At 74.5% G+C, this 14,468-nt stretch carries 5 protein-coding genes; all 5 read left to right on the plus strand.

The window, feature by feature from the left end:
• Positions 1–3,506 (plus strand): type I polyketide synthase (locus tag HII36_RS47205; protein WP_173529916.1); only part of this gene is annotated, 3,506 nt, incomplete at its 5' end.
• 14 nt (positions 3,507–3,520) lie between these two features.
• Positions 3,521–4,342 carry a hypothetical protein gene (locus HII36_RS47210; RefSeq protein WP_173529917.1) on the plus strand — a complete coding sequence of 274 codons (822 nt, stop codon included), beginning with the start codon at positions 3,521–3,523 and terminating at the stop codon, positions 4,340–4,342.
• A gap of 27 nt (positions 4,343–4,369) precedes the next feature.
• Positions 4,370–7,447, plus strand: a complete 3,078-nt coding sequence (locus HII36_RS58995; RefSeq protein ID WP_173529918.1) for a non-ribosomal peptide synthetase — start codon at positions 4,370–4,372, stop codon at positions 7,445–7,447.
• On the plus strand, positions 7,444–10,563 hold the full coding sequence (locus HII36_RS47220) for a type I polyketide synthase (protein WP_173529919.1): 3,120 nt from the start codon (positions 7,444–7,446) through the stop codon (positions 10,561–10,563). Before HII36_RS58995 ends, HII36_RS47220 begins: the two co-directional genes overlap by 4 nt.
• Positions 10,564–10,575: 12 nt before the next feature.
• A partial coding sequence (locus HII36_RS47225; RefSeq protein ID WP_173529920.1) for a type I polyketide synthase occupies positions 10,576–14,468 on the plus strand: 3,893 nt, incomplete at its 3' end.

Below are 14,468 nucleotides of genomic sequence, written 5' to 3' on the forward strand. Positions count from 1 at the left end.
GGCACACCCACGGCCTGCAACCCGACACCGTCATCGGCCACTCCCAAGGCGAAATCACCGCCGCCTGCCACGCCGGCGCCCTCACCCTCCACGACGCCGCCCGCCTCATCACCCTGCGCAGCAAAGCCCTCCACAAAATCACCGGGCGCGGCGGGATGTTGTCCGTGGCGCTCGGGCACGACGAGGTGGCCAGGCGGCTGGCGAACCGGCCGGGCGAGCTGAGCATCGCCGTCATGAACGGGCCGAACTCCACGGTGGTCTCCGGCGCCGATGCCGAGCTGAACGAGCTGGCCGCCGTACTGACCGCCGACGGCGTGCGCGTCCGGCGGGTCCCCGTGGACTACGCCTCCCACTCGCCCCAGGTGGAATCCCTGCGCGAAGAACTGCTCGACCTGTTCGCCGACATCCAGCCGCAGAAGACCGACATCACCTTCTACTCCACCGTCACCGGCCAGGCCATCGATCCCACCACCCTCGACACCCACTACTGGTACGACAACCTCCGACAGCCCGTCCGCTTCGAACAGACCACCCGCGCACTCCTCGACGCCGGACACCACACCTTCATCGAGGCCAGCCCGCACCCGGTGCTGACGATCGGGCTGCAGGAGACGTTCGAGTCCGCCGGCGTGCCCGCGGTGGCGGTGCCGACGCTGCGCAAGGACGAGGGCGGTTTCGACCGGTTCCTGCTGTCGGCAGGACAGGCGTTCACGGCAGGCGTGTCCATGGACTGGAGCACGGTGGTGCCCGCCGCGCCCATCGTGGACCTGCCCACCTACCCGTTCCAGCGCAGCCGCTACTGGCTGGAGCCCGCGCGGGCGCGCGGGGACGTGACCGGGGCAGGCCTGAACCCCGCCGGGCATCCGCTGCTGGGTGCGGCCGTGACCCTGGCCGGCTCGGGCGACGCGGTGTTCACCGGCCGGTTGTCGGTGGCCGACCACCCGTGGCTGGCCGACCACGCGGTGGGCGACGCGGTGTTGTTCCCCGGGACCGGCCACGTCGACCTGGCGCTGCACGCCGCCGCCCACCTGGGGCTGGCCGGCATCGGCGAGCTGACCATGGAGTCGCCGCTGGTGCTGCCCGCGGACGGCGCCGTCCGGCTCCAGGTGATCGTGACGGCCGCCGACGAACGCGGCCGGCGCGACATCGCCGTGCACGCCAAGGGCGAGGACGACGAGGACTGGACCCGGCACGCGGCCGGGACCCTGCTGCCCGACCTGGGCGGCGGCGCCGATCCCGCCGCCCGGGTGCAGGTGCCCGCCGGCGCGGCACGCCTCGACCTGGACGGCCTGTACGCCCGGCTGGCCGATCTCGGCTACGCGTACGGCCCGGCCTTCCAGGGGCTGTCGGCGGCGTGGCAGGCGGGCGACGACCTGTACGCCGAGGTGAACCCGGTCGGCGACGTCTCCGGGCACGCGTTCCACCCCGCGCTGCTGGACTCCGCGCTGCACGCGCTGCTCGCCGCGGCCGAGTCCGAGATCGAGACCGAGACCGAGCCGCGGGTGCTGGTGCCCTTCTCCTGGAGCCGGGTGAGCGTTCCCACCGGCGAGCCGGGCGCCCTGCGGGTCCGGCTGACCCGCGCGGGCGACAGCGTGACCCTGACCGTGGCGGACGCCTCGGGCGCCCCGCTGGCCACCGTCGGCGAGCTGACCCTGCGGCCGCTCGACCCGGCACGGCTCGGCTCCGCCCGTGCTCAGGTGCACGAGGTGGCCTGGCGGGCGGCCGAGGTCCCGGCCGGGCCCGACCGCTTCGGCGAACGGGCCGTGGCCGTGGGCGGCGTGCCGTCCGGGCTGTGCGAGACGGGCTACGCCGACGTGGCCGCGCTCTCCGCCGCCGTGCTCGCGGGCCGCGCCGTGCCGGACCACATCCTGGTGACCGCTGCCGCGAGCCCGGACGACGAGCCGGCCTCGGCGGCGAGGACGCTCACGTACCGCCTGCTCGACGTGGTCCAGGAGGTGCTGGCCGACGACCGGCTGCTGGGCTCGGCGCTGGTCGTGCTCACCGGCGACGGCCCGGAGTGGGGACCGGTGCGCGGGCTGATGCGCACGGTGCACACCGAGCACCCCGGCCGCGCGGTGCTGGTGGACGTCGACGGGGCGGAGTCCTCGTACCGGGTCCTGGCCCGCGCGCTGGCTCTGGGCGAACCGGAGCTGCGCGTGCGGCGGGGCGAGGTGACGGTGCCCAGGCTGGCCGCCGTCCGGCCCGACGGGGTCGCTCCCGCGCTTGATCCCGAAGGGACGGCGCTGGTCACCGGGGCCTTCGGCGCGCTGGGGTCCTGGGTCGCCAGGCATCTCGTGAACGCCTACGGTGTCCGGCGCCTGCTGCTCGCCGGCCGTCGCGGGCCGGGGACACCGGGAGCGGCCGAGCTGGTCGCCGAGCTGACGGCGATGGGCGCGACCGTCACCACGGCGGCCTGCGACCTCGGGGTCCGGGCCGAGGTGGCCGGCCTGCTGGCGGCCGTCCCCGCCGAGCATCCGCTGACCGCCGTGGTCCACGCGGCCGGCGTGCTCGACGACGGTGTCGTGCTCGCGCAGCACTCCGGACGGTTCGACCGGGTCTGGCTGCCCAAGGTGGACGCGGCCCTGCACCTGCACGAGCTCACGCGGGGCCGCGACCTGGCGATGTTCGTGCTGTTCTCGTCGCTGGCCGGGGTGACGGGCAGCGCGGGCCAGGCCAACTACGCCGCGGCGAACTCCTTCCTGGACGCGCTCGCCGAGCACCGGCGGGCCCACGGGCTGCCCGCCTGCTCCATCGCGTGGGGCCTGTGGGGCACCGACGCCGGGGTCGCCTCCGGGCTGGCCGCCGGCCGTGGTCAGGGCGACGGCGTCCTGCCCGTGACGCCCGAGCTCGGGAGCGCGATGTTCGACAAGGCGCTGGCCGGCGGGCGGGCCGGGGTGGTCGCCGCCAGGTTCGACCGTCCGGCCCTGCTCGCGCGGGCCGAGCGGGGCGCGCTCACTCCCGTCCTGCGCGGGCTCGTGGGCGAGCAGGCCCGCCGCCCGCTCCAGACCGGACTCTCCCTGGACGGGCTCACCGAGCCCGAGCGCCACCGCCGCGTCCTCGACCTGGTCCGCGCCACCTTGGCCGCGGTGCTCGGTCACGGCGACGCGGCGCGGATCGAGGACGAGCGGCCGTTGAAGGAGCTCGGCGTCGACTCCCTGACCGCCGTCGAGCTGCGCAACAGGCTGGCCGCGGCCACCGGCCTGATCCTGAGCGCCACCCTGGCCTTCGACCACCCCACCCCGGCCGCGCTGGCCGGTCACCTGCTGACCGGGCTGGCCCCCGCGACGACGGGCGAGGCCGTGCTGGCCGAGCTGGAGTCCGTGCTCGCCCGGGCCCTGGAGCACGACGATCTGCGCGAGGAGGTGGCCGCCAGGATCACCGGCCTGCTCGCCGTGAGCCGTGCGCCCGCCGCCACCCCGCGGGAGGTCGACGCGCGCATCGAGACCGCGTCGGCGGCGGAGATCTTCGACCTGATCGACGAGGAGTTCGGCAGCCTGCCGCGATGAAAGGGGAAACACCGATGAACCCGACCGAGACCTGGCGCGAGATCGCCGCCGATCACTCCGGCGAGATCGTGCTGGCCGCCGACTTCGACGTCGCCGGACGTCCCGAGGCCCGCTTCGCGGACCTGGCGCCGCTGCTCGCGCCGCGCCACACCGTCTGGGTCACCGACCCGTGGGCGGTCGCCGACGCCCCTGGCGACCGCGCGGACTCCTACGTCAAGCGGTGGGTGGACGAGGTGGACGCGAGCGGCCGGCCGGTACGTGCGGTGCTCGGCTTCTGCGGCGGCGCCGTGTACGCCGCGGCCATCGCCGACGAGCTCGAACGCCGCCACGGCCGATCGCCGCGCATCCTGCTGTTCGACCCGGAGCGGCCCACGGCGCTCGGCATGTACTTCCAGTTCTGCAAGGCCCTCGACCAGCTCGCCCCGGCCCTCGGCCCCGCGGAGATCGGCCGCGCGCAGGAGGCCGCCCAGTACGAGCAGGTCCTGGCCGCCGACCTGACCGACTACGCCACCGCGCTGCTGCGGATCTTCCTGGAGCGCGGGCGGGAGGCGTTCGACCGGCTGGACCTGAGCGAGGCGCACCGCGCCGAGTTCACCGGCGCGGTGCGGATCTTCCTGGCGTTCATGGCCGCGGCCGAGCAGGTCGACCACGGGCCGGCCTGGCGCCGGGCGACCGCGATCAGCTCATCCACCCCCACCAGCGGGCTGAACGGCCACCGGCTGCTGAACCCCGGCCAGGCGGCCGGCCTGGTGGGGACGGAGGTGCGTTGCCAGGTGCCGCACGTCGACCTGCTGCGCAGCGCCACGACGGCGGACCTGGTCTCCGGCCTGCTCTGAACGCGACCGATGTGACGGAGGACGAACATGCTCAGTACCAAGGACCCGGTATCGGCGCTGGTGCCGGCCACCCGCGCGGAACAATCGCTGGCGCTGCTCGAAACGCTCGTGCCAGGCAGCGGGATGAACAACCTCAGCGTCGTGTTCGAGGTGGACGGGCGGCTCGGCGAGTGGGAACTGGGTGAGACGCTGGCCGCGCTGCTCACCAGGCACGAGGTGCTCCGGACGGTCTTCCATGCCGCCGACTTCGGATTGATCAAACATGTGGTGCCCGCTGACTCGTTCACGATGCCCCTGCTTGAGCGCGATCTGGAGGAGGGCGCGGTCGAGGCGTTCGTGGCCGAGCCGTTCGCGCTCGACGGCGCGCCGCTGGTGCGGGCGGCGCTGTTCAGAGGGCCGTTCGGTGACGTGTGCTGTCTTGTGGTGCACCATCTCGTCTTCGACGCGGTCTCGTGCGGGATCCTGCTGGCGGAGTTCGCCGAGATCTACGAGTCGGTGGCGGCGGGCCTGGGTGTGCCTGAGCCGGCCGGGCCGACGTCCGCGGTGGTCCGGCCGCCGGCCGGCGAGGAGAGCCTGGCCTACTGGCGTGCGCGGCTGAACGGGTTCGATCCTTCCGAGTCGGCGCTGTCGTGCGGCGGCCAGGACGTGGCCGAGCCCACGCTGCGCGGCGGCTGCGTGACCCGCACGCTGTCGGCGCCGGCCCTGGCCGCGGTCCGGCGGCTGGGCAGGCGGTTGCGCGCGCCGGAGGCGGTGGTGCTGCTGGCCGCCTATTACGTGCTGCTGGCCAGGCATGGCGCGGGACCGGACCTGGTCGTCGGCTCCCCCGCCGACACGCGGGGACTGGATGCGCGGCGCGCGGTGGGCTTCCACGTGAACGTGCTGCCGCTGCGGGCGGTCGTCGACCTGTCCGCGGGCTTCGGCGAGCTGGTCCCGCAGGTGCGCGAGGCGTTCCTCGGCGCGCTCCAGCACGCCGACGTCCCGGTGGACGTCCTGGTCGCCGAGAGCGGCAGATGGCAGGGCTCGTGGCGCAACACCTTGTTCAGGCACGGCTTCAACTACGTGCCCGACGCCGGCGGTGACACCTTCGAGATCGACGGCATGCCCGCCCGGCGGCTGATCACCGAGAACGGCTTCAGCAAGCTCGACCTCGAGTTCTTCTTCCTGGCCGCCGAGGACGAGATCAGGATCAGGGCGGTGCACTACGCCGAGGTGCTCGGCACGGCCGACGTGGAGTCACTGGTCGACCGGTACGACGAGCTGCTCGTCTCCCTCGATGAGCAGCCGCTCCTGCCGCTGGGCGAACTGCCGATCAGCTGCGCCCACGACCGGGCGGTCATCGCGGCGGCCAACGACACGGACACCCCCGTCGCGGACCCGACCCTGCCTGAGGCGGTGGCTCGCACCGTCGCCGCGACGCCGTCGGCGGTCGCGATCAGGGACGGCGCCAGGCAGGTCACCTACGCCGAGTTGTGGCACACCGCGCTGGAGGTGCGGCGATCGCTCGTCGAGGCGGGGTGCGCGGGCAAGGGGGCCATCGTCGCGCTCGCCGGTCCCAGGAGCCCGGAGCTGGCCGCGGCGGCGCTGGGCGTGTGGCTGGCCGGGGCCGCCTACCTGCCGCTCGACCCGGAGCATCCCGATCGCCGCACCCGATACCTGCTCGACGACTCCGGCGCCATCGCCGTGCTGGCCGCGCCGGGGGTCGAACCGCCCGTGCCGCCCGGCGTGACCGTGCTGCCGATGCCCGCCGTCACCGTACCGTCCGGTACCGGCGCGGCGCCGGTGGCGGCCGAACACGCGGCCGATCCGGACGACCTGGCGTTGCTGATCTACACCTCGGGCTCCACCGGCGCGCCGAAGGGCGCGCTCATCACGCACGGCGGTCAGGCCAACGTCGTGCACCACCACGTGCGTGCCCTGGGCGCGGCGCCGGGCGAGGCGGGCCTGTGGCTGATCCCGTTCACGTTCGACCCGTCGGGGGTGGATCTGTTCCTGCCGCTGGTCTCCGGCGGCACCGTCGTGGTCGCCCCCGACGCCGCGCGTACCGACGGGCGGCTGCTGCTGCGCACCATCCAGCGGGAACAGATCACGGTCGTGCAGGCCTCGCCCACGACGTGGCGGCTGACCGTGGACGAGGCGGACGGCGAGCTGGCCGGCGTCCGCGTGGTGACAGGCGGCGAGGCGCTGCCGCCGCAGACCGCGCGCAGGCTGCTCGACGCCGGCTGCGAGCTGTTCAACGCCTACGGCCCCTCGGAGACCACCATCTGCTCCACCATGGCGCGGATCGAGCCCGGGGCCGCCGCCGTCGACGTCGGCGGCCCCATCGCCAACACCCGGCTCTTCGTCGTGGACGAGCACGGCCGCGAGCTGCCCCTGGGGGTACGCGGTGAGCTGTGCATCGCCGGGGCCGGTGTCAGCGCGGGCTACCGCAACCGCCCCGACCTGACCGCCGAACGGTTCGGCGTCCATCCGGTCCACGGCAGGTTCTACCGCACCGGCGACCGGGCCTCGTGGCTGCCGAGCGGTTCGATCGCCCTGCACGGCAGGTTCGACCGGCAGGTCAAGCTGCGCGGGAACCGTATCGAGCTGGGCGAGGTCGAGGCCGTGCTGCGCGCGTACGTGGACGACGCGACGGTGATCGTGGCCGACGACGTGCTGACCGCGTTCGTCCGGGTCGGCGAGCCCGACGACGGGCTGGCCGAGCGGCTGTGGCAGTGCGCCGCGGCCGAGCTGCCCAGGACGGCGGTGCCGCAGGAGTTCGTCCTGGTGGACGAGCTGCCGATCACCTCGCGCGGCAAGGTCGACCACCGCGCGCTGGAGCGGCTGGCCAGGGAGAGGCGCGCGGGTCAGCGCACCGCCGGCGCCCCGGTGCGTGAGGACGACGCGCTGGTCGCCGACCTCATCGACCTGTGGGGCGACCTGCTCGGCCACCGCGACGTCGACCGTGACGCGAACTTCTTCGCCAGGGGCGGCAACTCCCTGCAGGCCGTCCGGTTGCTCCAGCGGGTCCAGGAACGCCACGGCCGCGAGGTGGAACTGGCCGCCCTGTTCAGCTGCCCCACACCGGCCGGGCTCGCCCGGCTCGTCAGAGCGGAGACGACGAGATGACCGCCGAGAACGACCGGCTGCTCGAATACCTCAAGCGGGTCACCCTGGAGCTGCGCGAGGCCAGGCAGCAGCTCGGCGCCCTGCGCGAGCAGCGGCACGAGCCCATCGCCATCGTGGGCATGAGCTGCTCGCTGCCCGGCGACGTGGGCTCACCCGACGACCTGTGGGAGCTGGTGTCGACGGGCACGGACGCCGTCTCCGGCTTCCCCACCGACCGCGGCTGGGATCTCGACGCGCTCTACGACTCCGACCCCGACACGCCGGGCACCTGTTACGCGAAGGAGGGCGGATTCCTGTCGAACGCCGCCGACTTCGACGCCGGGCTGTTCGGCATCACGCCGCGCGAGGCGCTGTCCATCGACCCGCAGCAGCGGCTGCTGCTCGAACACTCCTGGGCGGCGATCGAGCGGGCGGGCCTGGACCCGGCCTCGCTGAGCGGCAGCCGCACCGGGGTGTTCGTCGGGGTCATGTACAACGACTACGGTTCGCGCCTGCGGCCCGCCCCCGAGGGGTTCGAGGGATACCTGGGCGCGGGCAGCGCGGCCAGTGTGGCGTCCGGGCGGATCTCGTACTGTCTCGGGCTCGAAGGCCCGGCCATGACCGTGGACACCGCCTGCTCGTCCTCGCTGGTGGCGGTGCACCTGGCGGTGCGGGCGCTGCGGAGCGGTGAGTGCTCGTTGGCGCTGGCCGGCGGCGTGACCGTGATGGCCACTCCCGGCGTGTTCGTGGAGTTCGCCAGGCAGCGCGGGCTGTCGCCGGACGGCCGGTGCAAGTCCTTCTCCGCCGACGCCGACGGCGCCGGGTGGGCGGAGGGCGTGGGCGTGCTGCTGGTCGAGCGGCTGTCCGACGCCCTGCGCAACGGCCACCGGGTGCTCGCGGTGATCCGCGGCACTGCGGTCAACTCCGACGGCGCGAGCAACGGCCTGACCGCCCCGAGCGGCCCCGCGCAGCAGCGGGTCATCCGCGACGCGCTGGCCGACGCCGGGCTGGAGGCCGCCGACGTCGACGCGGTCGAGGCGCACGGCACCGGAACCACGCTGGGCGACCCGATCGAGGCGCAGGCCATCCAGGCGGTGTACGGAGCGGGCCGGACCAGGCCGCTGCTGCTCGGCTCGCTGAAGTCCAACATCGGCCACGCCCAGGCCGCCGCGGGCGTGGCCGGAGTGATCAAGATGGTGATGGCCCTGCGGCACGGCGTGCTGCCCCCGACTCTCCACGTGCGGACGCCGACGCCGCACGTGGACTGGTCGGCGGGGACCGTCGAGCTGCTGACCGAGGCCGTCGCCTGGCCGGCCGGGGATCGCCCGCGGCGCTCGGGGGTGTCCTCGTTCGGGATCAGCGGCACCAACGCCCATCTCATCCTGGAGGAGCCGCCCCCTGCCGGCCCGGCGGTGATGCCGCCGGACGGCCAGGACGCCGGCTCGCGTCCCGCGCCTGGACCGTTCGCGTGGCCGATCTCGGGGCGCACCCCGAAGGTGCTGCGTGAGCAGGCCGCCCGGCTGGCGCGGCATCTGGCGGAGCATCCCGCGCTGTCCGCGGCGGACGTCGCGCACACTCTGGCAGCCGGACGCGGCGCCTTCGACCACCGCGCGGTCGTGCTCGGCGCGGACCGCGCGGAACTGCTGGACGGCCTGCGCAAGCTGGCCGGTCCCCGGGTGGTCAGCGGGACCAGGGCCAAGTCGCCCGGCCGCACGGCGGTGCTGTTCACCGGGCAGGGCGCGCAGCGGCCGCGCATGGGGCAGGAGCTGCACCGGTCGTTCGAGGTCTTCGCCCGGGCCTTCGACGAGGTCTGCGCGGCGTTCGAGCCGCACCTGGCCGTCCCGCTGCGCGACGTGCTGTTCGAGGGCGGCCCTGAGCTGGTCGGCAGGACCGAGTACGCGCAACCGGGGATCTTCGCGGTGGAGGTGGCGCTGTACGCGCTCCTGCGCGAGGCCGGGGTGAGCGCTGACTTCGTGGGCGGTCATTCCATCGGCGAACTGGCCGCCGCCCACGTGGCGGGGCTGTGGTCGCTGGCGGACGCCGCCGCCCTCGTCGCCGCCCGCGGGCGGCTCATGCAGGCACTGCCCGGCGGGGGCGCGATGCTCGCCGTCGAGGCGGCGGAGGAGGAACTGCTCCCGCTGCTCGATCCGTCCGCCGTGACCGTGGCCGCGGTGAACGGGCCCGCCTCCGTGGTGGTCTCCGGCGACCAGGACGCGGTGATCGCGCTGGAGGAGCTGTGGACGGCGCGCGGGCGCAGGACCAAGAGGCTGGCGGTCAGCCACGCGTTCCACTCACCGCACATGGACCCGATGCTCGCCGAGTTCGGCGCGGTGGCGGGCGGGCTCACCTACCGGGAGCCGGAGCTGCCGCTCGTCTCCAACCTGACCGGCGCCCTGGCCGGGCCGGAGGTGCGCACCCCCGGCTACTGGGTCGGGCACGTGCGCCGGCCCGTGCGTTTCGCCGACGGCGTCGAATGGCTCGCCGGTCAGGGCGTGCGGACGTTCGTGGAGGCCGGGCCCGACGGGGTGCTGGCGCCGATGATCACCGGCTGCCTGGCCTCCTCCGCCTCCTCCTCCGAGGCCGCCGCCGCCGAGGTCGTCTCCATGACGCGCCGCGATCAGCCTGAGCCGACGGCCGTGCTCACCGCCCTGGCCCGGCTGCACGTGCGCGGCGACCGGATCCGCTGGGAGGCGCTGAGCCGCGGCGCGTCCGTGGAGCTGCCGGCCTACGCCTTCCAGCGGCGCCGGTACTGGCTAGACGAAGTGCCAGGACAGCGGCCCGCTCAGGCCGCGCGCCCGGGCGGATGGGCCGAGCCCGCCGACGACGCGGAGCGGAGCGACGGCGGCGCTCCGTCGCTGGCCGCCAGGCTGGCCGGGCTGTCGGAACAGGAGGGGCGGCGGCTGGTGCTGGCCGCGTTGCTCGAACTGGCCGCCGAGGTGACGGGGCTGGACTCCGCCGGCGACATCGCCGCGGACACCCCGATCCTCGATCTCGGTTTCACCTCTCTCATGGCCGTGGATCTGCGGGCCAAGGCCATGCGCCTGACCGGCGTGGACCTGTCGGTCGCCCTCGTCTACGACCACCCGACCTTTGACGCGATGGCGGGCCACGTGCACTCGCTGCTGCGCACGAGCTGAGGAAGAGCTGCCATGGATCACCGTCAGGACCATTCGATCGCGGTCGTGGGGCTCTCGTGCCGGTTCCCCGGCGCCCCCGGCCCGGCCGCGCTGTGGCGCCTGCTCGCCGACGGCGAGCACGCGATCCGTGACGTGCCGGACGGCCGCTGGGACACCGCCGCCGACGGCCCCGCCGCGACCGCGGCCGGCCGCGCCAACGCCGGGCGCGGCGGGTTCCTCGACCACGTCGACCGCTTCGACGCCGCGTTCTTCGGCATCTCGCCGCGCGAGGCGGCCAGGATGGACCCGCAGCAGCGCCTGATGCTCGAACTGGCGTGGGAGTCGCTGGAGAACGCGGCCGTCCTGCCCGAGCGGCTGCGCGACACGCCTGTCGGGGTGTTCGTCGGCGCGATGCTGGACGACTACGCCACGCTCACCCACCGCATGGACGTCTCGGCGATCGACGCCTACACCTCCACCGGGCTGCAGCGCGGCATCATCGCCAACCGGATCTCCTACGCGCTCGGGCTGCGCGGCCCGAGCATGTGCGTCGACACCGGCCAGTCGTCCTCGCTGGTGGCCGTGCACCAGGCGTGCCAGAGCCTGCGCCGGGGCGAGTGCTCGCTGGCGCTGGCCGGGGGCGTGAACCTGATCCTGGCCCCGGACAGCAGCGTGGCCGCGGCCGCGTTCGGCGCGCTGTCGCCCGACGGGCGGGCCTACACCTTCGACGAGCGCGCCAACGGCTACGTACGCGGCGAGGGCGGCGGCTTCGTCGCGCTGAAGCGCCTGGCCGACGCCCGGGCGGACGGCGACGAGATCATCTGCGTCATCCTCGGCGGCGCGGTCAACAACGACGGCGGCGGCCAGGGGCTGACCGTCCCCCGGCAGGCGGCGCAGGAGGAGGTCATCCGGCTCGCGCACCGGGACGCCGGGACGGATCCCGCCGGCACCGGCTACGTCGAACTGCACGGCACCGGCACGAAGCTGGGCGACCCGATCGAGGCCGCCGCGCTGGGCGAGGTGTTCGGCGGGCACCGGGACGAGCCCGTGGCGGTCGGCTCGGTGAAGACGAATCTCGGGCACCTGGAAGGCGCGGCGGGGATCGCCGGCCTGATCAAGGCCGCGCTGGCGGTGCGGCATCGGGAGATCCCCGCGAGCCTGAACTTCGCCCGCGCGAATCCGGCCATCCCGCTGGAGCGCCACGGGCTGCGGGTCCAGACGGAACGGGGCGACTGGCCCGCGGGACGGCCGTTCGCCGGGGTGTCGTCGTTCGGGATGGGCGGCACGAACTGCCACCTGGTGCTGGGCTCGGCCGAGCCGTCCCGGCGACCGGCCGCCGAGGCGCGGTACGGGATCACGCCGTGGGTGATCAGCGGACGCACCGCCGGCGCGCTGCGCGGACAGGCCGCGCTGCTGGCCGAGCACGTCTCGGCCCGCCGGGAACAGGACGCGGCCGCGGTCGGCCACGCGCTGGCCACCACGCGCACCGCGTTCGCCCACCGCGCCGTGGTGATGGGAGGCGACCGGGAGGAGCTGCTGCGCGGCGTGCGGGACCTGGCCGGAGACGAGCCGTCGGCCGCGGTGGTGTCCGGCGCGCCGGTCAAGGGCGGGACGGCGTTCCTGTTCACCGGACAGGGCAGCCAGCGCCCGGGCATGGGCAGGCGGTTGTACGAGACGTTCGAGGTGTTCGCTTCGGCCTTCGACGAGATCTGCGCGCAGCTCGACCCGCTGCTCGGACGTTCGCTGCGTGACCTGGTGTGGACCGGCGGCGCGGCGCTGGACGACACCAGGTTCACGCAGGCGGCGCTGTTCGCGGTGGAGGTGTCGGCCTACCGGCTGGTGGAGTCGTTCGGTCTGCGGCCCGGCCATCTGATCGGGCATTCCATCGGCGAGCTCGTGGCCGCCCACGTGGCCGGCGTCCTCACCCTGGCGGACGCGTGCACGCTGGTCGCGGCACGCGGGCGGCTCATGGCCGGCGCACGAGCGGGCGGCGCCATGCTGGCCGTCCGGCTGCCGGAGGCGGAGCTGCTGCCGCTCCTGCCCGACGGCGTCGCTCTGGCCGCCGTGAACGGCCCGGACTCGACCGTGGTCTCCGGCGACGCCGACGCCGTCTCCGCGCTGGACGAGATCCTGCGCGACCGGCGGGTGAAGACCAAGCGGCTGCAGGTGAGCCACGCCTTCCACTCGGCGCACATGGACGAGGTACTGGCGGAGTTCGAGCGGGTGGCGGCCACGGTCACCTACCACGAGCCGCTGATCCCCGTGGTGTCGAACGTGACGGGCCGGATCGCCGCCGACGGCGAACTGCGCTCCGCGGGCTACTGGGCGCGGCACATCCGCGCCGCCGTGCGCTTCCACGACGGGGTACGCGCGCTGTACGACCTGGGCGTACGCAGGTTCATCGAGCTCGGCCCCGACCCGGTGCTGACCGGGATGGCACGTGACACGCTCGCGGGCGAGCCCGTCGCGGCCGCGGCCGTGCTGCGGGCGGGCGGATCCGAGCCGGAGACCCTGGCCAGGGCGCTGGCCGTGATGCACGCCTCGGGCGGCGAGGTCGACTGGAGCCGGTGGTACAGCGCCGGAGCCGCGCCGGCGCCCCTGCCGACGTACGCCTTCCAGCGCGGACGTCACTGGCTCGACGCGGGCGCCGGCCGGAGACGGGCGGTCGCGGAGCCGGGGCCGATGTCGGACAACCCCGACGCAAGGCCGGATTCCGGGCCTGAGGTGTCCGGCTGGGCCGGGCGGCTGCGCGGGATGTCCGCGCGGCGCCGGACGCGGGCCGTCGTCCGCCTGGTGCGCGAGCACAGCGCCGCCGTGCTCGGCCACGACCCGGCGGACACCACCGACGACGACATCTCGTTCAAGGACCTCGGGCACAACTCGCTGACCTCGGTGGAGCTGCGCGACCGGCTGTCGGCGGCCACAGGCCTGACGCTGCCCGGCTCGCTCGTCTACGACCACCCGACCCCGTCCGCCCTGGCCAGGCACATGATCGCATTCCTGGTGAAGGACCGGGACGAGGAGAACGCGGCGGCCGGAGAGGCGGACTGGGACGAGCCGATCGCGATCGTCTCCATGGGCTGCCGCCTCCCCGGCGGGGTGGAGACGCCCGAGGATCTGTGGCGGCTGGTGTCCGAGGGCGTGGACGCGGTGGGCGACTTCCCCACCGACCGCGGCTGGGACCTCGCCGCGCTCCACCACCCGGAGCGCGGCCGGGCAGGCACGACGTACGCCAAGGCGGGCGGCTTCCTGGCCGACGTGGCGGGATTCGACGCCGAGTTCTTCGGCATCGGCCCGCGCGAGGCGGCGGCCATGGATCCGCAGCAGCGGCTGCTGCTGGAGGTGGCCTGGGAGGCGTTCGAACGGGCGGGCATCCCCGCGGACGCCCTGCGCGGCGGCGACGTCGGGGTGTTCGTGGGGGCCACGGCCCAGGACTACGGGCCTCGGCTGCACGAACCTGCCGCGGGTGCCGAGGGCTACCTGCTCACGGGCGGCACCGCGAGCGTCGCGTCGGGGCGGATCGCCTACGTGTTCGGTCTGGAGGGCCCCGCGATCACGGTGGACACGGCCTGTTCGTCGTCGCTGGTGGCGCTGCACCTGGCCGTGCAGTCACTGCGCCGGGGAGAGTGCGCCATGGCCCTGGCCGGCGGGGCCGCCGTGATGGCCACGCCGGGGATGTTCATCGAGTTCGCCAGGCAGCAGGGCCTCGCCCCCGACGGCCGCATCAAAGCCTTCTCCGACAACGCCGACGGCACCGCCTGGGCCGAAGGAGCCGGACTCGTCCTCCTCGAACGCCTCACCGACGCCCAACACCACAACCACCCCATCCACGCCATCATCCGCGGCACCGCCATCAACCAAGACGGCGCCAGCAACGGACTCACCGCACCCAACGGCCCCGCCCAACAACGCCTCATCCACCAAGC

Origin of the sequence: Nonomuraea antri (assembly GCF_013283785.1) — a bacterium.
In the GTDB taxonomy this organism is placed as follows: domain Bacteria; phylum Actinomycetota; class Actinomycetes; order Streptosporangiales; family Streptosporangiaceae; genus Nonomuraea; species Nonomuraea antri.